This is a genomic window from Microbispora bryophytorum, from assembly GCF_043197435.1.
Classification (GTDB): domain Bacteria; phylum Actinomycetota; class Actinomycetes; order Streptosporangiales; family Streptosporangiaceae; genus Microbispora; species Microbispora bryophytorum.
Window position 1 is genome coordinate 182,125 of record NZ_JBICTF010000010.1, and the last position, 21,494, is coordinate 203,618.

General features: G+C 71.3%; 17 protein-coding genes. 7 read left to right on the plus strand and 10 right to left on the minus strand.

What is annotated here, in order from left to right:
* Positions 1-12 precede the first annotated feature (12 nt).
* Positions 13-720: an arsenate reductase/protein-tyrosine-phosphatase family protein gene (locus tag ACGFIB_RS29720; RefSeq protein WP_393376422.1), complete on the plus strand. Its 708-nt coding sequence runs from the start codon at positions 13-15 to the stop codon at positions 718-720.
* Positions 721-854: 134 nt separating this feature from the next.
* Here the strand turns inward: ACGFIB_RS29720 and ACGFIB_RS29725 are convergent, their stop codons facing one another.
* From ACGFIB_RS29725 to ACGFIB_RS29745, 5 genes are all read right to left on the minus strand, one after another.
* A complete protein-coding gene (locus ACGFIB_RS29725; protein ID WP_142572387.1) occupies positions 855-2,249 on the minus strand; it encodes a tyrosine-protein kinase domain-containing protein in 1,395 nt (464 codons plus the stop codon).
* 7 nt (positions 2,250-2,256) lie between these two features.
* Positions 2,257-3,285 carry a glycosyltransferase family 4 protein gene (locus ACGFIB_RS29730; RefSeq protein WP_393376424.1) on the minus strand — a complete coding sequence of 343 codons (1,029 nt, stop codon included), beginning with the start codon at positions 3,283-3,285 and terminating at the stop codon, positions 2,257-2,259.
* Positions 3,282-4,280, minus strand: coding sequence for an NAD-dependent epimerase/dehydratase family protein (locus tag ACGFIB_RS29735; RefSeq protein ID WP_393376426.1), 999 nt, complete (start codon positions 4,278-4,280; stop codon positions 3,282-3,284). Before ACGFIB_RS29735 ends, ACGFIB_RS29730 begins: the two co-directional genes overlap by 4 nt.
* A 66-nt stretch (positions 4,281-4,346) precedes the next feature.
* Positions 4,347-5,291, minus strand: a complete 945-nt coding sequence (locus ACGFIB_RS29740; protein ID WP_393376428.1) for an NAD-dependent epimerase/dehydratase family protein — start codon at positions 5,289-5,291, stop codon at positions 4,347-4,349.
* Positions 5,288-6,487 carry a glycosyltransferase gene (locus ACGFIB_RS29745; protein WP_393376429.1) on the minus strand — a complete coding sequence of 400 codons (1,200 nt, stop codon included), beginning with the start codon at positions 6,485-6,487 and terminating at the stop codon, positions 5,288-5,290. Before ACGFIB_RS29745 ends, ACGFIB_RS29740 begins: the two co-directional genes overlap by 4 nt.
* Positions 6,488-6,876: 389 nt before the next feature.
* On the opposite strand from ACGFIB_RS29745, the gene ACGFIB_RS29750 reads away from it, so the two are divergent.
* The 4 genes from ACGFIB_RS29750 to ACGFIB_RS29765 all read left to right on the plus strand — a co-directional run bounded on the left by ACGFIB_RS29750 (position 6,877) and on the right by ACGFIB_RS29765 (position 11,389).
* Positions 6,877-8,112: a hypothetical protein gene (locus ACGFIB_RS29750; RefSeq protein ID WP_357252064.1), complete on the plus strand. Its 1,236-nt coding sequence runs from the start codon at positions 6,877-6,879 to the stop codon at positions 8,110-8,112.
* Between the two features lie 120 nt (positions 8,113-8,232).
* Positions 8,233-9,426 (plus strand): glycosyltransferase, encoded by a 1,194-nt coding sequence (locus tag ACGFIB_RS29755; protein ID WP_393376431.1) that lies wholly within the window; start codon positions 8,233-8,235, stop codon positions 9,424-9,426.
* Between the two features lie 153 nt (positions 9,427-9,579).
* Entirely contained in the window at positions 9,580-10,473 is an 894-nt protein-coding gene (locus tag ACGFIB_RS29760; RefSeq protein ID WP_393376433.1) for a sulfotransferase family protein, read from the plus strand.
* Positions 10,474-10,552: 79 nt separating this feature from the next.
* Positions 10,553-11,389 (plus strand): class I SAM-dependent methyltransferase, encoded by an 837-nt coding sequence (locus ACGFIB_RS29765; protein WP_393376435.1) that lies wholly within the window; start codon positions 10,553-10,555, stop codon positions 11,387-11,389.
* A 36-nt stretch (positions 11,390-11,425) separates the two neighbouring features.
* Here ACGFIB_RS29765 and ACGFIB_RS29770 read toward each other — a convergent pair whose 3' ends face one another.
* Genes ACGFIB_RS29770 through ACGFIB_RS29785 form a run of 4 tightly spaced genes read right to left on the minus strand, consistent with a single transcriptional unit; the run spans position 11,426 to position 16,927 of the window.
* Complete coding sequence (locus ACGFIB_RS29770; protein WP_393376437.1) at positions 11,426-12,811, minus strand: oligosaccharide flippase family protein; 1,386 nt, start codon at positions 12,809-12,811, stop codon at positions 11,426-11,428.
* On the minus strand, positions 12,802-13,929 hold the full coding sequence (locus tag ACGFIB_RS29775) for a glycosyltransferase (protein WP_393376438.1): 1,128 nt from the start codon (positions 13,927-13,929) through the stop codon (positions 12,802-12,804). The genes ACGFIB_RS29770 and ACGFIB_RS29775 overlap by 10 nt, the downstream gene beginning before the upstream one ends.
* 44 nt (positions 13,930-13,973) lie before the next feature.
* Positions 13,974-15,890: an asparagine synthase (glutamine-hydrolyzing) gene (gene asnB / locus ACGFIB_RS29780; RefSeq protein WP_393376440.1), complete on the minus strand. Its 1,917-nt coding sequence runs from the start codon at positions 15,888-15,890 to the stop codon at positions 13,974-13,976.
* A 53-nt stretch (positions 15,891-15,943) separates the two neighbouring features.
* The gene (locus tag ACGFIB_RS29785; RefSeq protein ID WP_357261538.1) at positions 15,944-16,927 is read right to left on the minus strand and encodes a class I SAM-dependent methyltransferase; all 984 of its coding nucleotides are present in this window, start codon (positions 16,925-16,927) and stop codon (positions 15,944-15,946) included.
* A gap of 571 nt (positions 16,928-17,498) precedes the next feature.
* Between ACGFIB_RS29785 and ACGFIB_RS29790 the strand changes: the two genes are divergently transcribed.
* Positions 17,499-18,764 (plus strand): nucleotide sugar dehydrogenase, encoded by a 1,266-nt coding sequence (locus ACGFIB_RS29790; protein WP_142572375.1) that lies wholly within the window; start codon positions 17,499-17,501, stop codon positions 18,762-18,764.
* 60 nt (positions 18,765-18,824) lie between these two features.
* Here the strand turns inward: ACGFIB_RS29790 and ACGFIB_RS29795 are convergent, their stop codons facing one another.
* Positions 18,825-19,640: a peptidoglycan recognition protein family protein gene (locus ACGFIB_RS29795; protein ID WP_142572374.1), complete on the minus strand. Its 816-nt coding sequence runs from the start codon at positions 19,638-19,640 to the stop codon at positions 18,825-18,827.
* Positions 19,641-20,108: 468 nt separating this feature from the next.
* Here ACGFIB_RS29795 and ACGFIB_RS29800 point away from each other — a divergent pair, with 468 nt between their 5' ends.
* Complete coding sequence (locus tag ACGFIB_RS29800; protein WP_393376443.1) at positions 20,109-21,464, plus strand: MFS transporter; 1,356 nt, start codon at positions 20,109-20,111, stop codon at positions 21,462-21,464.
* Positions 21,465-21,494 lie beyond the last annotated feature (30 nt).

Below are 21,494 nucleotides of genomic sequence, written 5' to 3' on the forward strand. Positions count from 1 at the left end.
ACGTCCCGTTTCATGGAGCGTACGTGTGACGGCGACCGCGCCGGGGACCGTGCTGCCGCTCATGACCCTGCTCATGACCCTGCTCATGACCCTGCTCAGGAAGCTGGTCATGACCCTGCTCATGACGGTGATGACCGGGCCGGCTCCGATTCCCACGCCGGGTTCCGCATCCTGTTCGTCTGCACGGGCAACATCTGCAGATCTCCGCTGGCGGAGCGGCTGACAGCGGCGGCTCTCGGATCCGGCGCGCCGATCACGGTGGTCAGCGCCGGCACCCGGGCCCTGCCGGGCCGGCCGATGGACGAGGGCGCCCGGAGGGAGCTGGTCCGGCTCGGGGGGAGCGCGGAGGGCTTCGCCTCACGCCCGCTCACCGCCGAGGCGGTGGCCCACGCCGATCTCGTGCTGGCGGCCTCGTCCGAGCACCGCACCACGGCGGTGGCCCTGCATCCCGTCGCGGCCGGGCGCGCGTTCACCATCGCCGAGTTCGGCACGCTGGCCGGCGCCGTCCCCGCGGACCGGGTGCTGGACCACCGCGATCCCGTACGCCGGGCACGGGCCCTGCTGGAGGAGGCCGGAGCGCTGCGCGGGCTGGTCCGGGTGGACCGGCCCGACATCGCCGATCCCTACGGAGGCTCCCGCAGGGCCTACCGCGCGGCGGCCCGCCACATCCATGACTGCCTGGCCGTCCCCGTCCGCCTGCTGACGCGCCTGCCTGCCTGACTCGCCCGGTCGTCGTCATCACACACGCGAACGCGTGGGGCCCGCGTCGTCGCGACGCGGGCCCCACGCACGTGGTCCGCCGACTACACAGATCCGCCTGCTACACAGGTCCGCCGACTACCCAGGTCCGCCCGCTACACCGGCATGGGCGCCTGGGGTCGCGGCGTCTCCGGCGCGGTCTCCTGCTCCGCCGGGTCGTAGCCGTACCCGTGGCCGTAGTAGGAGCCGTGCTTGGCCGGCACGAAGTTCAGCACGGTGCCGACGAGGCGGGCGCTGATCGACGACAGCAGCTCGACGGCCCGGACGACCTGCTCGCGCCGGGTCCTGCCGTGCCGTACGACGAGCAGCGCGCCGTCGCAGATCGCCCCGAGGGCGGCGGCGTCGGTAACGGGCAGCAGCGGCGGAGCGTCGATGATTACCATGTCGTACTCCGCGGTGAGCTGGGCGAGCATCGCGCGCATGCCCTGCGAGCCGAGCAGCTCGCTGGGGTTCGGCGGGATCCGCCCGCTCGGCAGCACCGACAGGCCGGGCCGGCCCCACGTCTGAACGACCTCGGCCAGGTTCGCCTTGTCGATCAGGACGTCGGTGAGACCGGTGCCGCCCTCGATGCCGAGGTAACCCGGGACGCTCGGGCGGCGCAGGTCGCCGTCGACCAGGATCACGCGCCAGCCCGCCTCGGCCATCGTGATCGCCAGGTTCACCGAGGTGGACGACTTGCCCTCGTCGGGCAGGCAACTGGTGACGACGAGCGACTTCGGCTGCCGGTCGACCCCGATGAACTGCAGGTTGGTCCGCAACGACCGGAACGACTCCGCCCGTGCCGAGCGGCTGCCCCCGCCGGTGATCAGCGGCTTCCTGCGCGCCTCCCGCTCGTAGCCGATCACCCCGAGGAGTGAGGTCCGGGAGACCTGCTGCAGCGCGTCCGCCGTCTTGACGGTCGTGTCCAGGCGGTCGCGCAGGACGACCCAGCCGACGGCCGCGAACAGCGCGGTCAGCCCGCCGAGCGCCACGTTGACCAGGAGCCGTGGGGAGACCGGCTCCTCCGGGACCTCCGCCTTGTCGATCACGGCGACCCGGACCGTCGGCGGGCTCTTGGAGGAGGGCCGCTCGATCTCGTCGATCAGCCTGGTGAACGCGGCGCCCAGGGCGTCGGCCCGCTGGGCGGCGCGCTTCGGGTCGCTGTCGGCGACGGCGACCCGCAGCAGGCTGGTGCTGGGGATCGCGGTCGCGGTGATGTCCTCCTGCAGGGCGTCGACGTCCTCACCCTGGGCGATCTGGCCGACCACCCGGCGGCTGGTCAGCAGGGTGGCGTACGACTGGACCCGCTGCTGGGACAGCGCCCCCGCCTGGAGCGCGGTCGACAGGCTGCCCTCCCGGTCGTCGGCCGAGACCAGCATGGTGATCCCGGCGACGTATCTCGGCGCGGTGTCGACCGTCACGAGGACGGCCGCTCCCACGCCCGTCAGCAGCGAGAGCAGCAGGAGCAGCCAGTGCCTGCGCATCAGCCGCGCGTAATAAAGCAGTTCCATGGGTGCGTCATCGCCTCACACGAATAGCGGTCTTGGGACGGATCGACGGGTAGACCCGGACGCGCTGCGCCAGCACGACCACGACGCACCCGGCCGCTCCCGCCGCGGCCGCGGCGGCGACCGGCGCGACCCAGCCCAGCGTCGTCGCCAGGTGGAGCAGGCCGGCCGCGCCCGCCAGGGCGGCGAGCGCGAGGGCGGTGAGCCGCTTACCGAGGCCGAGCCGGTGCAGGCGGTGCGAGAGGTGGTCGGAGCCGCCCTGCAACAGCGGCCGGCCCGCCCTGCTCCGGGCCAGCATCACGATCCCGGTGTCGACGATCGCGACGAAGGCCGGCAGCAGCAGGCCGGCGGTCGCCGTGCCCGGACCGGCGCCGCTCACCACCAGGGCCGCCGACGAGGTCAGCGTGAACCCGATGAACAGTGAGCCGGCGTCCCCCATGAAGATCCGCGCGGGAGCCCAGTTGTAGAGCAGGAACCCCAGGGCGGCGGGGGACAGGGCGGCCAGAAGCAGACCGGTCTCCGGCTGCCCGGACACGAAGGCGGCGGCCGACAGGAGCGCGGCGCCGACCACGGTGACGCCGCCGAGCGCGCCGTCCATGTTGTCGAGCAGGTTGAACGAGTTGCTCACCACGACGATCCACAGCAGCGTGATCACCATGTCGAGCCTGCTTCCGGTGACCGGGGCCACGACACCGCTCACGACCACCACCCCGGCCGCCAGCGTCTGTACGGCCAGCCGGGTCGGCGGGGGGAGCGGCGCGACGTCGTCAATCAGGCCGAGCAGGGCCATGGCGACGGCGCCGACCAGGATGCCGGTGATCCGCGCGACGGCCGGACCGGCGAGCGCGAGCGGGGGGACGACCGTGGCCAGCATGATGGCGATCCCGCCCAGGTAGGGCGTGGGCCGGCGGTGCGACTTGTGCCCTCCGGGCCGGTCGGTGAGCTCCCAGCGCAGCGCGAGGCGTCGCAGCACGGGGGTCGCCACCGCGCACGCGACGAACGCGGTGATCGCCGTGACCAGGGCGGCATGGCCGATCACCGGCCTGTGGCCCCGAGTTCGGCGCGGCCCTCGGCGATGGTCTCCAGCAGGATGTCGTCCAGCGACAGCGCGGGCGTCCACCCCGTCAGCTCGCGCAGCCTGGTGGTGTCGGGCACCCGGCGGATCATGTCCTCGAAGCCGCTGCCGTACGCCTCGGCGTACGGCACGAGGTCGACGCCGGACGTGCTCCCGGACAGCTCGACGATCAGCTTGGCGAGCTCCATGATGCTGACCTCGTCGCTGGAGCCGATGTTGAAGGTCCGCCCGACGGCGCGCTCGTCGTGCAGCAGCAGGAGCAGTGCGCGCACCACGTCCCGCACGTGCGCGAAGCAGCGGGTCTGGGTGCCGTCCCCGTGCACGGTGAGCGGGACGCCGGCCAGCGCCTGCCGAACCAGGCGCGGGATGACCATGCCGTACGCCGGGCTCTGCCGTGGCCCCACCGTGTTGAACAGCCGGACCACGATCGTCGGCAGTCCGCGCTCCCGGTGGTAGGCGTTGGCGAGGATCTCCTCCACCGCCTTGGCCGTGCTGTAGGCCCACCGCACGATGTCCGGGCTGCCCAGGATCCGGTCGGAGTCCTCGGGCAGCGGACCGGCGGAGTTCTTCCCGTAGATCTCGCTGGTGCTGGTCACCAGGATCTTCCGCCGGTATCGGTGCGCCGCCTCGATCACGATCTCCGAGCCGCGGACGTTGGTGGTGAGCGACCGCAGCGGCCGCTCGACGATCAGCTTCACCCCGACGGCGGCGGCGAGGTGCACCACCGTGTCGCACTCGTGCACCAGCTCGTCCACCACGAGTTCGTCCAGGACGGAGCCCTGGATCACACGCAGCCGCGGATTGCCCGCGTGCTGGGCGAGATTCGCCGTACGACCGGTCGACAGGTCGTCCAACACGACGACGGAGTCACCGCGAGCGAGCAGGGCGTCGGTCAGGTGGGACCCGACGAAGCCGCTCCCACCCGTGATCAGATATGTGTTCCCGCTTGACGTGGTCAACGAGTTCTCCCAGCAAGTGGCGGTTGGCAGGGTCGCAATAAGGACTTCGTGCGCAAAAAGTGACGGTCAGGCGTCCGCGACGCCGGACGTCTTCTCGAACCAGGTCACGGTGAGGCGGAGGCCCTCCTCCAGCGGCAGCGGCAGGACGCCGGGGAACCGGTCGAGCAGCCGCCGGGCCGACGCCTGCGACTCGCGGATGTCGCCCGCGCGGGGCGGCAGGAACTCCGCCTCCACCGGCCGTCCGAGCACGGCGGCCAGGGCGTCCTTGAGGTCCAGCAGGGACACCCGCGTGCCGAACGCCAGGTTGACCGGGGTGGCGCTGGTCACCTCGCGGACCGCCGCGTCCGCGAGGACGTCCGCGACCGACCCGACGTAGGTGAAATCCCGCGCCTGCCGTCCGTCGCCGTGGATCGGCACCGGCCGCCCGGCCAGGGCGGCGCTGACGAAAGCCGGGATCACCGCGGCGTAGGCGTGCCCGGCCGGCTGCAGCGGGCCGTACACGTTGAAGAAGCGGAACGGCAGCACCGGCAGCCCGTAGCTGGCGGCGTAGGCCAGCGCGTACGCCTCGGCGGCGAGCTTGCTCGCGCCGTACGGGCTGAGCGGCCGGGCCGGCAGATCCTCGTGCTTGAAGGGCTCGGCGCAGTCGCCGTACACCGAGGAGGACGAGGCGAGGGTCACGTGCGGGCGGGTGGCCCGGCACGCCTCCAGCACGTGCAGCGTCCCCGTCGCGTTGACGGCGTGCGAGGCGAGAGGGTCCTTCACCGACCGGGGCACGGAGGGCCGCGCCGCGAGGTGTATCACGTGCGTGGCCCTCGGGACGAGCTCGCCCAGCAGATCGCGGTCGAGGATGCTGCCTATCACGAGGTCGGCCCCGACGTCGGCGAGGTTGGCCGGGTCCCCGCTGCTCAGGTCGTCGAGCACGGTGAGGCTCTCCACCTCGGGCCGGGTGGTCAGCGTCCGGCAGAGGTTGGCGCCGATGAACCCGGCGCCTCCGGTGACCAGGACTCTCATGTGATGCTCCTTGTGATCGGGCTGGGGCTCCTGCCGGGCGCGGCGCACAGCGACCGGTAGAGCGCCTCGGTGTCGGCCACCAGGCGCTCGACCGCGAAGGAGTCCGTCGTCCATCGGCGGGCGGACTCGCCCATGCGGCGGGCCAGCGCCGGGTCGGTCAGCAGCCGGTAGGCGTGCGCGGTGAGTTCGCCCGCGTCCGTGGCGGCCAGCAGGCCGGTGACCCCGTGCCGGACGACCTCCCCGACGCTGCCCACCTGGGTGGCGACCACGGGAGTGCCCGCCATTCCGGCCTCTATCAACGTCAGCGGCGTGCCCTCGTTGTCGGAGGTGAGCAGGACGACGTCGGCCGCCGCGTACACGGTCTCGACCTCCGCCCGCCACCCCAGCAGGTGGAAGGCGCCAGGTGCCGCCTGCGCGGCCCGCTCCACCTCGCCGGTGAGCTCGCCGCCGCCGCAGACGACGAACCGGCAGCCGGGCAGCCGCGCGAGCAGGGCCCGCGCCACCGCGACGAACCGGTCGGGCCGCTTCACCCCCGTGAGCCGGCCGACGAAGGCGACGACCGGCGCGTCCGGGGGAAGCCCCAGGTGCGCGCGGGCGGCCTCGCGGCCGGGCACCGCGCCCAGCCGTACGCCGGGTGGGATCACGACGTACTGCCCGGGACGGCCGATCCCGGCCGCGAGCAGGTCGTCGCGCACCTTGGCTCCGACCGTCACCAGGTGGTCGGTCATCGCGGCCAGCCGGCGCTCCGCCATGACGTAGAGGCGGCGCTTGACCGGCGAGAAGTAGCCGTCGAGCAGATGCCCGTGGAAGACGTGCGCGGTCCGCCCCCCGTCCCAGGCCGATCCGGCCCGGGCGAGGCGGGCGGCCACCCGGCCGAGCGCGCCCGCCTTGGCCGTACGCGTGTGCACGATGTGCGGCCGGAAGGCCCGCATCTCGGCGGCCAGCCGGAGCAGCGCGCGCCAGTCGTCGGCGGGCCGGACCGAGCGGCCCAGACCGGCGACGCGATGGATCCGCGCCCCTCCGTCCCGGACCCCGAGCCGGTCGCTCTCGTTCTCCTCGACCTGTCCGGTGTAGAGGCGGTGGTCGAACTCCTCCAGGTTCAGTCGTTCGTACAGCCCCAGAATCTGGGTCGCCGGGCCGCCGACGTTCATGCGCGCGATGATTTCCATGACCCGAATACGGCCGTCCGGCTTCATAGAGCTCCTTGATGACGGGGCTGGCTCACCTCGGAGAAGCTAGCTCCGGATCGGCGCGGGTCCGTGCGCGCCGTCGCCGCGGTGGAGAAATATTTGAGCGCTCCCTACCTGCCCGTGATCAAGTATCGAGAGCCGCGGCCGGCGCCCGTGCCGGCTGTTTTGCGCCGGTACGGGCGCGGCTCGCCGCGGGTTCACGGATTCGCTTCGCCGAAGGCGCGGCGGTCCGGAAAGAGTTCGCAGGAAAAGGTAATCAGCGGACCATCGGCGCGCCGTCGGATGATGCCGGACGGTTCGGCGGCTAACGTCGCCGTCGCGGAGCGTCGCGCCGGTGGTCTGATTTCCGCTGCTGGGGCCGCATGCCGGGGTCGAAGGAACTGAGGCGGATCTCCATGGAATACATTGTCGTGGCAGTCGCGGTGGTGGCGCTGGCCGTTATCGTGCACGCGAGCCTGGAAGGGGCGGTCGCGCGGCGTGCATTTCCCGTTCTGCTGCTCGCTTTCGCGGCCCGGCTGCTCGTGCACGTCTTCGTGACGCGCAGCGGAGTCATCCATTACGGCGGCGACAATCGGGTGTACGAAGTGTGGGCCACCGAGATCGTCGCCTCCTGGAAAAGCGCGGGATTCCATGTGGTCACCGCGGAGGAAAACCCCGCGCTCGCCGGAGTGGCCCTTCCCTGCCATCTGTTCGCCGTCGTCATCTACCTGTGCGGGGGGCCCGCGCCGCTGGCCTGCACGGCCGTCGTCGCCGTGGTCGCCTGCGCGCTGTGCGTCGTCATGTACCGGTTCGCGCGGCTACTCGGGGCCGACGAGCGTGCGGCGTTCCTGCTGCTCGTCGTCACGGCGTTCCTGCCGTCCTTCCTGCTGCACACGTCGGACACGTACAAGGACGGGTTCAACGCGTTTCTCGTCGTCGCCTCGCTGTATCTGGGGGTGTCGATGGCCCGGCGTTTCGAGGTGCGCAAGGTGCTCATTCTCGGGTGTTTGCTCTGGGCCCTCTGGAACGTGCGCTCCTACATGGTGTTCATGTGCCTGGTTCCGTTGGCCGTAAGTCTCCTGGGTGTCGATCGCGGGTTCTCGCCGCGGCGTCTGCTCGCCTTCGGCGCCCTGCTGGCCGGTGCGGCGTTCATCTATTACGGCGTGATCGGAACCGCCGCCGTCGAGGCGTTGATGGACCAACTGGACACCGGACAGTCCGACGTCGTGCGCCAGGCGAACGGTGACGGCGGATCCGGCGTCTCCTTCGACGACGGAGGAAGCGCGTGGAGCTCGCTCGGGCTGAAACTGCTTTACACCGTCTTCTCGCCCTTCCCCTGGGCCCAGGGAAGCCTGGCGCTGCAACTCGGGAAGATCGACGCGCTCGTCTCGTATTTTCTTCTCTTCGCCGCGGTGCGCGGCGCTCGATTCCTCTGGCGTACCGACCGGAGGGTTCTGATTATTCTGCTGTTCTTTCTCGTGCCCGGCGTCATCGTCTATTCGACGACCATGGCCAACGTTGGCTTGATATTTAGGCAGCGCATGCCGATCGTCATGGTGGCCAGCCTGCTGGCGGCAGTACGGTGGACCAGGAATTCCAGAGGCGGGCAGCAATCGAATGCTCCGGCGGAAATCGAATTGAATCGAATCTGACTGCGCCCTTGCGCCGCGCACCGCGTGGCGGAGAGCGGAGAATCGGTGGTGGAGCACATGGGCCGTCATGCCGCTTCCGGCTGTGATCACGACGATGAGACGGCGTCCGGCGGGTGGACCATGAGTGAAGTCCGGGTGTGCGAGGTCGTGAAGACCCTCGACACCGGAGGCACCGAGGTGCTGCTGGTCGAGCGGCTTCTGGCGGCGCGCAGAGGGTCCGCGGGCCGTCCGGCGCATTCGGCCGTGACCTACACCGTGATCTGCCTGCGCGCTTCGACCGGCGAGCTGATCGCGCGACTGCGCGCGGCCGGGGTGACCGTGATCGATCTCAGCGCGTGCCCGCGCGCGCTGGTCTACGCGAGGCTCGTCGCCGCGGTCCGCCGGCTGGCGCCCCACGTGCTCAACGTGCACTCTCCCGCGCCCGCCATCGTGCTCCGCCCGTTCGTCCGGCTCACCAGACGGCGGCCCGCGCTCGTCTCGACGGTCCACGGCGTGCAGTGGGCCAAGACGATGTACCTCGATCGGCTCACCCGCGGCCTCGACGACCGCACAGTGGCCGTGTCGCCGGCCGTCGCGAGGTCCCGTGCCGTCCTCGGGTCCCGTCATGTGCTGATCCGGGTGCACGGCGTCGACGTCGGAGGACAGCGGTGGTGGGCCGCCCGGGCCGCCGCCGTGCGGCGCGAGTTCGACGTTCCGGACAACGCCTTCCTGTGCGTCACCGTCGCCAACTTCCGGCCGGAGAAGAACCATCGCATGCTCGTTCAGGCGGCCGCCGAGGTGGCGCGGGCCTGCCCGGACGCCCGTTTCGTGCTCGCGGGTGACGGCCCGCTGCGCGACGACACCGTCCGGGACGTGAGGCGACGGCGTCTCGACGGAACCGTCCGCGTCCTCGGGCCGGTGCCGGGCGCCAGAAGGCTCGTCGCGGCGGCCGACCTGCTGGTTCTCAGCTCCGACTACGAGGGCCTGCCCGTCGTGGTCATGGAGGCGCTCGCGGCGGGGGTGCCCGTCGTCTCCACCCGGGTGGGGGGACTGGCCGACCTGATCACCCACGGCTGGAACGGGATCCTCACCGAACCCGGCTCGCCCGAGGCCCTGGCCGGAGGGGTGATCCAGGCGATGGAGCACCGGACGCACCGGGAGCTGCGGTCCGGAGCCCAGGCCAGCGCGGACAGCGTGGACATCGCCGAGACCGCTGAGTGGTTCGAGGAGCTTTACGAGGACCTGGCGTGGCGCCGCGGCGGCCGGACGCGTGGGCCCGGATCTGCCCGCCGCGCGTCGCGTCCGAGCGGGGTGCCCGGCCACGCGGGTCGCTGAGGCCGCCGCTGAGGCCACCGCTGAGGCCGCCACGGAGGCCGCCGCGGACGCGGCCGCACCTTTGTGAATCACCGGAGGATCGCCCGCCCGGCACGTCGCCGAGACGCGGAGGGGCGGTCTCCATCCCGGTCACTATTACGGCAGGAGGCCGAATTGCTGGACTTTCTGATCGGCACCGGGCGCTGCGGTTCGACGCTGCTCTACGAGGTGCTCGCGAGGCATCCACAGGTGGGGTTCGTGTCCAACTGGGACGACCGGTCGGCGCGGACCCCTGGCTTTCTCCGGCGGAACGCGGGGAGGGTCTACCGCCTGACCACCGTCCCTGTCCTGGAGGGGCGACGGCTGAGGGTGCGCCCGTGCGAGGGGCAGCGGGTGCTGAGCCGGGAGGTCTCGCCCGCCGTCGTGGATCCGTTCCGGGATCTGACGGCCGACGACGTGACCCCGTGGCTGGCGGGGAGGATGCGCCGCTTCTTCGGTGGGCGGGCGGCGGAACAGCGGACGGGCCATCTCGTCCACAAGTTCACGCTGTGGCCGCGAGCGGCCTTCCTGCACAAAATCTTTCCCGACGCGCGTTTCGTGCACATCGTGCGCGACGGGCGCGCGGTCGCCAACTCCCACCTGCAGATGACCTGGTGGCGAGGGCACCTGGGCCCGTCGCGCTGGAAGCTGGGCCCGTTGCCGCCCTGGTACAGGGAGGAGTGGGAGAAGGAGGGCAGATCGCTGGTCCATCTGGCGGGCATCGCGTGGCAGATCCAGATGGACGCCTTCGAGATCGCACGCGCCGCGGTGCCAGCGGAGCAGTGGCTCGAAGTGCGCTACGAGGACCTGCTCGCCGATCCGCGTAAGCATGTCAACGCCGTGCTCGACTTCCTCGGGCTTCCCTGGACGCCCTCCTTCGAACGGGGCTTCGCGCGTCACACCTTCCGGGCCGGGCGCCTGGACGCCTTCCGGCGGGACCTGACCCCGGACCAGCTCGCACTGCTGGACCGCTCCCTGTCCGCGCATCTGCACAGGTACGGCTACGCCGCCGGCGGCGGGACGGCCTGATCGGCCGCGGCACGAAGCGCCCGGTCGTCACGGCCGGGGCTGCCTTTCTTCCTTCACTCTCCAGAAACGGAGTCAATCGGTGACAACCCATCAGGCGGAGGCGATCGGCCGAGATCGGTTCGCGTTCGGCGACAACTGGCTGAAGTTCATCGAGTTGATGGACGAGCGGCGCATCGAGCAGGCCGTGGCATCGCTGACGGCGGCCCTCGGAGTCGAGGACCTCTCCGGACGGTCCTTCCTCGACGTGGGATGCGGCAGCGGTCTGTTCTCACTCGCCGCGCGCCGCCTGGGCGCGCGGGTCCACTCCTTCGACTACGACCCCGACTCGGTCGCCGCCTGCTCGCTGCTGCGCGACCGTTACGCCTCGCGAGAGGACTGGACGGTTGAGCGGGGGTCGATCCTCGACGAGGCCTACCTCGCGGGCCTCGGCACGTTCGACATCGTGTACTCGTGGGGGGTCCTCCACCACACCGGCGACATGTGGGGGGCGATCGGCGCCGCGTCCGCGCTGACGGAGCCGGGCGGTTCGCTGTTCATCGCCATCTACAACGACCAGGGCCTGGCCAGTCGCGTGTGGTGGCGGATCAAGCGGCGCTACGTCCAGGGCGGGCCGCTCACGAGGAAGAGTCTCCTCCTGGGCGGCAAGACGTACTTCAGGACCCGGACCGCCGTCGCCAACATGGCGAAACGCGCCGTCGGGGAGCCGGTGCCCAGCCGCGTCCCGAGCCGTGGCATGTCCCAGGGGCACGACCTCGTGGACTGGATCGGCGGCTTCCCGTTCGAGGTCGCGACGCCCGAGCAGATCTTCGGCTTCCTGCACGGGCGCGGATTCCGGTTGCGCTTCCTGAAGACGTGCCGGGGCGGTCTCGGCTGCAACGAGTTCGTGTTCACCGCCCCCCGCACGCCGCGGGACTGAGCGTTCCGGGGGGAGGGGGACGACGAGGCGCCGCGGTCAGGGCACGTGCCGCGGCGCCTTCTCCGTGCGCTCCGTGCGCTCCGTGCGTGCCGCTCCCTCGACCCGGGCGGCGGTCACCGGCGCCCCGGCGCGGCGCTCTGCCGTCCCCGCCGCGGCCGGCGTCCGCGGGGACAGGGCGCGCAGGTCGGTGAGGCGCGGCACCAGCTCGGACACCCCCACCCGCGCCGACCGCAGGAACCAGGCCGTCTCCAGGAGCGCCAGCAGCGTGTAGGCCACGGTCGACGCCAGCGCGGCGCCGACGGCCCCCCAGTGCGGAATCAACACCAGGTTGAGCACGAGATTGACCGCCAACGCCGTGCAGGCGATCGCGGTCATCGTCATCGGCCGGCCGAGCCGCACCAGGTACTGTTCGGTCGGCCGTGTCACGGTCAGCGCGAGCGCGCCGGGGGCGAGGACCAGCAGGGGAGCCACGCTCGCGGCGAAGGCGTGCCCGTACACCAGCGGGATCGCCCAGGGCGAGGCCGCCGCGACCAGCCCGATGAAGGCCGCCGACACGAGCAGGTTGAGCCGCAGCGTGCGGGCGGTGAGGCGCTCGGCCTCGTGCGCGCCGCTGACGGCCTGCCGCGGGAGGACGACCTGGGTGATCGAGTCCGCCGGAATCCGGGCGAGTGTCATCAGCGTGCCGGCCACCGTGTAGATGCCGACCGTGGCCGCGGAGTCCATCGCGTTGAGCAGCAGGATGTCCACGCTGAGAAGCATGTGGTAGGCCACCCACCCGACGTGGTAGCGGCCGGAGAGGCTGAGCTGGCGCCGTACGAGGTTCTTGTCCGGGCGCAGGGGGATCGGCCACAGCGCGCGGACCGCGAACAGGAACGGCACGACGGTGGAGGCGGCCCAGCAGACGACCGCGCTCGCGACGGTCACCTGCCCGGCGGCCATGAGCGCGAGTATGGGCAGGCACTGCGTCAGCGCGGCGATCGTCGTGGCCCGGTTGACCGTCTTCGTCCGGGACTGCAGCAGCAGAACGCTGGTGAGGTTGATCGACGCCGTCCCGAACGGGACGGCGAGCAGCGCCACCGCCCAGAGGGGGAAAGCGCCGGGCGAGGCGGAGGCCGCGACGATCCCGAAGGTGGCGAGCGCCGCCACGAACCCGAGGGCCGTGCCGAGGACCAGCGCGTTCGTGATGAGCGGCCGATGGCGGGAGGAGTCCGGCCAGAAGACGATGTGCGACTTCTCCAGCGACAGGTGGCCGACCACGACGGCGGTCGCCGCCGCGGTCGTCATCACGGCGTAGACGCCCCTGCCCTCGGGCAGCAGGGTGCGCGCGATGAGCACGCCGGTCACGGCCCCCAGCGCGACGCGTATCATGCGGCTGGCCAGCACTCCCGCGACGGCCGTCACGGGGCCGGTCATCAACCGCATCGGTCGTCCAGCAGGCGCCGGTAGAGCGCGAGATGGTCGTCGACCATGACGTCCAGGTCGAGGTTCTTCCTCGCCCATGCGCGAGCCGCGGCGCCGAGCCCGGCCGCGAGGTCCGGATCGTCCAGAACCCGGAGTATCCCGTCGCTCAGGGCCACGGGATCCTCCGGAGGAACGAGGATGCCGCGGCCTTCGAGCAGCTCCGCGCCGCCGCCGACGTCCGTCGCGACGACGGGCCGGCCGGCGGCCATCGCCTCCATGATCGAGTTGCTCATGCCCTCGGCGAGCGAGGCGAGCACCACCACGTCCGCGGCCGCCAGCAGCGGCCCCACCCGCGTCCGTGCGCCCAGGAGACGCACGTCGACGCCGAGCGCGCGGGCACGCGCTGCGAGGGCGTCCCGCGCGGGGCCGTCGCCGGCGAGCACGACCGTGCACGGCCGGCCCCGGCGTGCCAGGACCGCGGCGGCCTCGATGAGGAACGCCAGTCCCTTCTCGGGAACGAGCCGGGCCACGCACAGCACGACCGGCAGCCCGGTGCCGACCCGTTCGGGCTCCACCCGGTCGAACGCCGAACGCGCGAGGCCGTTGTAGATGACAGTGATCTTGCGGGCGGGGATGCGCTCCACGCTCCGGGCGTCCTGCGCCACGGCCGCCGCATTGGCCACCACGTGATCGGCGAGCCGGGTGGCCGCGGTTCCGAGCGTGAACGACAGCGCGCGAGCCTTGTTGAAGCGGCTGAGGCCGCGCCGCCCCGCGATCACGACGGGAACCCGGGCCAGGCGGGCGGCGGGCACTCCCAGCAGGTAGCTCTCCGGCAGGTACGCGTGCAGGACATCCGGCCTGACGCGGCGCAGCAGGCGCGTCATCCGGCAGAAGGCCCGGACGTTGCGCACGGGCGCCAGCGGGCCGGACCGGGTGAACCCGAGAGGGTGCACCGTGATCCCGGCGTCGCGCAGAGCCGCCTCGTGCGGGCCGCCCCTGGCCAGCAGGAGCACGTGCACGTCGACACCGCGCTCGCGTAGTCCGAGCGCGAGCAGGGACAGTTGCCTCTCGGCGCCTCCCAGCCCCAGCTGCCCGATGAGGAGCGCGACGCGCTCGACGGCTCCCGTTCTCGGAGGCACGGCGGACCTCTCCCTTGCTCTCGTCTCCACGCCGGGGCCGGGCTTCACGCACCCGGCCGAGGGCAGTGGGCCTCCGCGCCGACGAGCTCGCGCGGCGCGGCGTGCGCGCGGTGCCACAACTCGAACTGGAGCAGCGCCCACAGGCGGGCGCTGTGGTCCGCGCCGGCCGCGTGCTGGCGGAGCAGGCGGCTGACGACCTCCGGCCGGAACAGCCCCCTGCCCCGCGCGGTGTCGTCGGTCAGCGCGTCGTGGGCGAGGTCGCGCAGCTCGCCGCGGAGCCACGCGGCGAGCGGCACGCCGAATCCCTGCTTGGGCAGGTGCAGAAGCTCGGCCGGCAGCCACGGGGCGACCGCGCGCTTGAGCAGCATCTTGGTGCGACCGCCGCGGACGAGCAGGCCGGTGGGAAGCGTCGCCGCCCACTCCAGGAGGTGATGGTCCAGGAAGGGCGACCTCGCCTCCAGCGAGTTGGCCATCGTCGAGATGTCGACCTTGACCAGTAGGTCGCCCGGCAGGTAGCTCATGAGATCCACATCGAGGATCCGGCCGAGATCGGTGCTCGCGGACGAGCCGCGGAAGATCTTCTCCAGCAGCAGGCGGCTGTCCGTCCCGGCCAGGCGCTCGCGCAGCGGGTCGCAGTAGAGCTCGGTCTTCTGCTCCGATTTGAAACAGGACATCAAGGTGGCGTAGCGGCGCGACGGCGGCTCGGCGGCGAACTGCATCAGCCGGCCGATCCGCCGGGGGAGGGAGCGGAAGCCGCTCCGCCGGGTGATGAGGTCGCCGACCCGCGCGGACATCGCCGCCAGGTGACGGGGCAGCGGCGGGATCCGTCCGGCCTGGTTCACCAGGGCGTACCGCTGGTAGCCGCCGAAGCACTCGTCGCCGCCGTCGCCGTTGAGCGCGACGGTGACGTGCCTGCGGCTGAGCTGGGCGACGTAGAAGCTGGGGATCGCCGAGGAGTCGGCGAAGGGCTCGTCGAAGTGCCAGGCGAGGCGCGGCAGGATGTCGAGCACGCCAGCGCCGACCACCATCTCGTGGTGGTCGGTGCCGTAGCGCTCGGCGACCATGCGGGCCTTGCTCCGCTCGTCGTAGCGGCTGTCCTCGAAGCCGATGCTGAACGTCTTCACCCGTTCGGAGCTCTGCATCGCCATCGCCGCGACGACGGCGGAGGAGTCGATGCCGCCGGAGAGGAACGCGCCGACGGGCCGGTCGCTGACCATCCGGATCCTCGTCGCCTCCAGCAGGAGTTCCCGGGTCCGCTCCTCGGCCTCCCGCTCGTCCACCGGCCCGCGTACGGTCCGGTCCGGCTGCCAGTAACGCCGGACGGTGACCTCGCCGTCCTCCCAGACCAGCAGGTGCGCAGGGGGCAGCTTGCGCACCCCCTCGTAGATCGACAGGGGAGCGGGGACGTACAGGTAGGTCAGGTAGTGGTGCAGCGCGTCGAGATCGATGTCGCGGGACATGCCGGGATCCTGGGCGAGGGACTTGAGCTCCGACGCGAAGTGGATGGCGGTGCCGTCGGCGCGCCAGTAAAGCGGTTTCTTGCCCACGCGGTCCCTGGCCAGCAGGAGGCGCTGGCGGGCGCGGTCCCAGATGGCGAAGGCGAACATGCCGCGAAGCCGGTGGACGAGGTCGTCGCCGTGTTCCTCGTAGAGGTGGGCGAGGGTCTCCGAGTCGCCCTGTCCACGGAACCGGTGTCCTTTGGCGGCGAGCTCGCGGCGCAGCTCCGGGTAGTTGTAGATCTCGCCGTTGAAGACGGCGACGACGGTGTCGTCCTCGTTGCGGACGGGCTGGTCGCCCGTGGCGACGTCGATGACGGCCAGGCGGCGCATGCCGAGTGAGGCGTGCTGGTCATGGTGGTATCCGGCGCCGTCGGGGCCACGGTGGACGATCACATCGCACATGCGGCGGACCAGGTCGGGGTCGGGAGTCAGGGTGGACGCCGTTCCGGCTATCCCGCACATCGATTCTCCAGTTGCTGGCTTGAAAGGGTTCGGACGCCGCGGGTGCCCGGCGGCTACTTCACTCCCCGCACGACGTACAGCCCGCGGTGGCGCTCGATGGAGACCTCGCTCAGGCCGAGTTCCCTCGTCCACCGCTCCAGGCGGCGGCGCGGCTGGGGGCTTTCGTACCGCGGTGAGAGCCAGTCGAAGGTGTCCAGCACGGACCAGGTCCGCAGCATCCGCCGGTCCTTCAGGTTCAGGTAGCGGAGGTTGGCGACGGGCACCAGCCGGGCCAGGTACGGTCCCGCCTTCGGCACCGAATGGAGCGCATTGGACAGCGGCAACAGGCACGGGACGGCCTTGTCCACCGCGGAGTAGAGCCTGGCCGGGGGGATCCGCCTGGTGATCGGCCTGAGCAGGTGCCGCGGGTGCGTGTACGCGACCATGGCGGCGTACACGTCCACGCAGAACCGGCCACCGGGGCGCAGGTAGCGGAACAACGTCTTGAACGTCCGCTCGACGTCAGGAGTGTGCTGAATGACGCCGAAGCAGATCAGGTAGTCGAAGGACTCCTCGGGGAAGGGCATCTCGTAGATGCTCGCCTGGACCAGCCGCAGGTTGGGAAAGCGCCTGTTGGAGGCGGCGTTGGCGTGGACGGCGCTCGAAATGTCGAAGGAGGTGACCTCGGCGCCCGTCTCACACAGCACCTCGGTGAACCGCCCGGCGCCGCTGCCGCATTCGAGCACCCGCCGCCCGCGAAGCTCGCCCGCCGACCAGCGGCTGGCCCGGAACAACCGGTCGCGGGAGATCGGCAGACCGGAGTGCGAGTCGAGCTGGGTCAGCCGGTGCCGGTTCCATTGGTATCCGAAGCCCTCCGCGTAGTTGTCCTGCGGCACGAAGCGCGGGACGCCGCGGTCGACGGGATAGGTCGCGGGGCAGGCGCCGCAACGCAGGCCGCCTTCGGCCCGGAGGGCGCCGCGGCAGCGCGGGCAACGCAGTTCCGGCCACCATCGGATCTCGGCGCCCACGTCGTCATGGGTGTCATTCGAAAGAGCCATTCGAGTCGCCTGCCTACGAGAAGAAGGACGCCGGCAACGCCGCCGCCTCAGCACGGATATGAAATTCGCGTTGGGTGATCCGGTCACGGACGGCGCGTTCCCGGGTGTTTCCTGAAAGCACTTGGGAATGAGCTCCTCTGGCACGGCGCTTATCGCGGAGCGAATCTGCCCGGCTGTGCGAGGGTGTGTCGTCGCCTTGAGCAGTCCTCTCCCTGCGCCGTGATCGAACGTGCCGGTGCGGTCGTCCGGAAAGGACCCGCGGAACCCGGCCGCGCCGGCCTTTCCCCTGGTGGATGCGTGTTCCGGCCGGACGTGTCGATGCCGCGTCGCCCCACCGGTGTCAGTCTCGCCGCGTGCCCGGCGGTGCGGGGGACCGACGTTCGCGCGCGGCGGTCTCCTTGCCAGGGTTTTACGCGCGTCCGATGCGCGCTCGTGGAATGCGCCGGCGCCGATTCACCCGGCGTCGTACGCCTCGGGCGACACGCCGGAGCCGTCGCCGAATCGGCGTCCGGCCATCCCCGGACTTCTACAGTCGGCAGGGATGTCGATGCGAAGTGACGGGGGCCCTGTAATGGGAGAGAAATTGGTCGTGATCGGCCAGGGATACGTCGGCCTGCCACTTGCCATGCGTGCGGTCGAATCCGGGTTCGACGTAGTGGGAATCGACCTGGACGAGTGGCGGGTGAAACGCCTCGACGCGGCCGAGAGCTATGTGGAGGACGTCTCCGACGAGGCTCTGGCCGAGGCCGGGCGGTCGGGCAGGTATCTGGCCACCACCGACTACGCCGCGGCGGAAGGCTTCGACGTCTGCGTCATCACGGTGCCGACACCGCTGCACGAAGGGGCCCCCGACCTCCGTCACATCGCCTCGGCCGGCAGGTCCATCGCCCCATTCGTACGGCACGGCGCCACGGTGGTGCTGGAGTCGACCACCTATCCCGGAACCACCGACGAGTTCCTCCGCCCGATCCTGGAGGAGGGCTCGGGGCTGCGGGCTCCCGGGGACTTCTTCCTCGGCTACAGCCCCGAACGGATCGACCCCGGCAACAGCCAGTGGCGGCTGGACAACACCCCGAAGGTCGTGTCGGGTCTCGACGAGGCCTCCCGTGCCCGGGTCGAGGCCTTCTACGGCGCCGTCGTCGAGCGGGTCGTCCCGGTGTCGTCCACCCAGGTGGCCGAGCTGTGCAAGCTGCTGGAGAACACGTTCAGGCACGTCAACATCGCGCTGGTGAACGAGCTGTCGATCTTCGCCCGGCAGCTCGGGATCGACGTGTGGGAGGCCGTCGACGCCGCCTCGACCAAGCCGTTCGGCTACATGCGCTTCACTCCCGGGCCCGGCGTCGGCGGGCACTGCCTGCCGATCGACCCGTCGTACCTGTCCTGGAAGGTAAAGCGCAGCCTCGGGCACGATTTCCGGTTCGTCGCGCTGGCCAACGACATCAACGACCACATGCCGGAGCACGTGGTGCGCAGGCTGGCCCTCGCGCTGAACCAGCGGTGCAAGCCGGTCAAGGGGAGCCGGGTGCTGGTGCTCGGGCTCGCCTACAAGAAGAACGCGGGCGACTGCCGCGAGTCGCCGTCGATCGAGGTGGCCCGGGCCCTGGTCAAGCTCGGGGCGCGGGTGCGGGCCGTCGATCCGCACGTCGATCTCGCACAGCTGCCGGCCGGGCTGGAAGTGGAGCTGACCGACCTGACCGGCGCCGAGCTGGCCGCGGCGGACGCGGTCGTGGTCCTCACCGACCACGACTGCTTCGACTACGAACTGGTCCAGCGCGCCGCGACCTTCGTCTTCGACACGCGCAACCGCTGCCGCGGCGACGACGTCGAGCGGCTCTGACCCGATCGGACGGCACGGGCGGCTCCCCACGGGGGGCCGCCCGTTTTCAGCGGGCCCGTCTCATCGGTTCAGCTCGTGCGGGCCCACGGCGGGACCGTGCTCCAGCGGCAGGTCGCCGACGAGAGCGGCCCCCTCGTACGCACCGCCGGGCAGGGCGAGCCGCGGCGGCGGGGGCTCGGCCCGCCCGGACCCGCGCCCGCCCAGGCGGCCGGCGACGTCGTCCCGCAACCGCGGCAGGTACGCGTAGAGGCGGTCGCCCGGGCAGGCGGTCCTGTTGAGGTCACGGTGGCCGATGATCGCCTCGTGCGGGTCGAGCGCGTAGGTGTCGCACAGCCAGGCCAGCAGGGCGGTCAGCGCGGACAGCTGGCGGGCCGGAGGCAGGCTGGACGTGTACGTCCCCTCGGTCTCGACGCCCAGCGTGTGGTCGTTGTGGTCGGCGACCTGCGCCCCCATCACGTGCTTGCCCGCCTCGACGGCCGGCAGCGAGCGGTTGCGGCCTTCCATGACGTATCCGCCCCGGCTGACGGTGAACTGCTCGCCGATGTCCTCCCAGCCGTTGTGCTTCATGTGGTAGCGCTGGATCGTCCGCGACAGCCGGAAGGCCGCATCGAGGTCGGTCGCGTCCGTGTTCGCCGTCGCCGTGTGGTGGACGACGAGCCGGTCGGGCGCGTGGTCGAGCACCTCGGCCTTGCTCCTGGGCGGATCGGCCTTCCAGTCCGACCGGGTGTACACGCGCGGCCGACGCGGGCGGTTCCCGGCCCAGACGGGCGTGGCCGCCGCGACGAGCCCGCCCTGCGCGGTCAGCACCGCGGCGGGCAGGCTCACCGACCAGAGGAGCCCCGTCGAAAGAAACGCGCGGCGCGAGACCGCTGGCATCCGTCCTCCCCGAGTGCGCGGACCCTCGGGGGTCCTCGTCTGGCGGGAGGCGGCATCGATATCCCCTCTCCCCGCCGCGGATATTCCTGCGAGCGAAAACCGGTCACATGTCAACCGAAATGTCCGCGCCATGCCGCAGCGGAAAATGCCGTAGTCCGGTCAAAGAATGGCACTAGCGCGATCGCGGAAATGTCGCGAAATACCTCGCGTACGGGTCGCGGTGAGGCTGCTGACCTTGCGTGACTGCGGCCGGCCGGGGACGGCGCGCAGGACGACACGTGGATGAAACGCGGACCGCCTGACGAGCGGGGCCGTGTTAACCCGATGTTGCGTCCGTTATGCCTGTGGATTGCATGTTTCGTGGGTGCGGCACATGTAACGGCCGCACGGTCACCCATGGTCAAAGTGCGTAACGCGCTCTTCCTAGCTTCTGTTACCGGCCCAGTTGATGAGGACGCAGGAGGAGCGATGGCGGCGACGCAGGCGGCGGCACCGGAGAAGGGCCGCTGGATCGGTGACTGGCGACCGGACGACCCCGTCTTCTGGGAGAGCACCGGCAAGAAGGTGGCCCGGCGGAACCTGGTGTTCTCGATCCTGGCCGAGCACCTGGGCTTCACGCTGTGGACCGTCTGGAGCATCGTCGCGGTCAAACTCGGCGGCTACAGGTTCTCCACCGACCAGTTGTTCTGGATCGTCTCGCTGCCCAACCTCGTGGGCTCGGCGCTGCGCATCCCCTACACCTTCGCGCCCGCCCGTTTCGGCGGCCGGAACTGGACGGTGGTCAGCGCGACGCTGCTGCTGGTGCCCGCCGTCCTGCTCGCGGTGGCGGTGAACGACCCGGGCACGCCCTACTGGGCCTTCCTGGCGATCGCGGCGACGGCCGGGCTCGGCGGCGGCAACTTCGCCTCCAGCATGGCCAACATCACCCACTTCTACCCCCAGAACAGGCAGGGCGCCGCCCTCGGCCTGAACGCGGCCGGCGGCAACATCGGCGTCAGCTCCGTGCAGTTGCTGATGCCGCTGGTCATCGCCGGGTTCGGACTGGCCGCGGCCGGGTTGTTCTGGGTGCCCCTCGTCCTGGCCGCCGCCGCCGGGGCGTACTTCTGCATGGACAACCTCACCTCGGCCAGGGCCGAGCCGAGGGAGATGGCCAAGGCGGCCGGCCGGGCGCAGACCTGGATCATGTCGGTTCTCTACATCGGCACCTTCGGCTCGTTCATCGGCTACTCGACCGCGTTCCCGCTGCTCATCAAGTCGCAGTTCCCCGAGCACGCCTCGCTCACCTCGCTGGCCTTCCTCGGGCCGCTGGTCGGGTCGCTCATCCGGCCGGTGGGCGGCTGGCTGTCGGACCGTCTCGGCGGCGCCTCGGTGACGTTCTGGAACTTCGCCGCGATGATCGCCTCGGTCCTGCTCGTCTGGCGGGCCATGTCGGCCCACGACTTCGTGCTGTTCTTCGCCGCGTTCATGCTGCTGATCGGCACCGCGGGCGTCGGCAACGGCTCCACGTACCGGATGATCCCGGCGATCTTCCGGGCGAAGGCGGTGGTCGGCGTCGAGCCCGGCACCCCCGCGTACGAGGAGGCGCTGGCGACCGGCAAGCGCGACGCCTCGGCGGCCATCGGGTTCATCTCCGCGGTGGGCGCCTTCGGCGGGTTCTTCATCAACCGCGGGTTCGGCAGCTCGATCGCCGCCACCGGCGGCGCGGGGGCGGCGCTGGCGTCCTTCGCCGCCTTCTACGCCCTCTGCTTCACGCTCACCTGGTTCTGCTACATGCGCACCCTCGGAGCGAAGGCGGCGCCGAGCCTGGCGGCCGCCCGGGTCTGAGAGGCGGATTCTCCGCGGGCGCCCGCGCGG

Excerpts from the sequence above, each read along its gene's own strand:
- ACGFIB_RS29755 (WP_393376431.1), top strand. The coding sequence starts at position 8,233 with ATGAGTGAAGTCCGGGTGTGCGAGGTCGTGAAGACCCTCGACACCGGA.
- ACGFIB_RS29770 (WP_393376437.1), bottom strand. The coding sequence starts at position 12,811 with ATGCGGTTGATGACCGGCCCCGTGACGGCCGTCGCGGGAGTGCTGGCC.
- ACGFIB_RS29745 (WP_393376429.1), bottom strand. The coding sequence starts at position 6,487 with ATGAAGCCGGACGGCCGTATTCGGGTCATGGAAATCATCGCGCGCATG.
- ACGFIB_RS29720 (WP_393376422.1), top strand. The coding sequence starts at position 13 with ATGGAGCGTACGTGTGACGGCGACCGCGCCGGGGACCGTGCTGCCGCT.
- ACGFIB_RS29725 (WP_142572387.1), bottom strand. The coding sequence starts at position 2,249 with ATGGAACTGCTTTATTACGCGCGGCTGATGCGCAGGCACTGGCTGCTC.
- ACGFIB_RS29785 (WP_357261538.1), bottom strand. The coding sequence starts at position 16,927 with ATGGCTCTTTCGAATGACACCCATGACGACGTGGGCGCCGAGATCCGA.
- ACGFIB_RS29795 (WP_142572374.1), bottom strand. The coding sequence starts at position 19,640 with ATGCCAGCGGTCTCGCGCCGCGCGTTTCTTTCGACGGGGCTCCTCTGG.
- ACGFIB_RS29790 (WP_142572375.1), top strand. The coding sequence starts at position 17,499 with ATGGGAGAGAAATTGGTCGTGATCGGCCAGGGATACGTCGGCCTGCCA.
- ACGFIB_RS29800 (WP_393376443.1), top strand. The coding sequence starts at position 20,109 with ATGGCGGCGACGCAGGCGGCGGCACCGGAGAAGGGCCGCTGGATCGGT.
- ACGFIB_RS29740 (WP_393376428.1), bottom strand. The coding sequence starts at position 5,291 with ATGAGAGTCCTGGTCACCGGAGGCGCCGGGTTCATCGGCGCCAACCTC.
- asnB (WP_393376440.1), bottom strand. The coding sequence starts at position 15,890 with ATGTGCGGGATAGCCGGAACGGCGTCCACCCTGACTCCCGACCCCGAC.
- ACGFIB_RS29750 (WP_357252064.1), top strand. The coding sequence starts at position 6,877 with ATGGAATACATTGTCGTGGCAGTCGCGGTGGTGGCGCTGGCCGTTATC.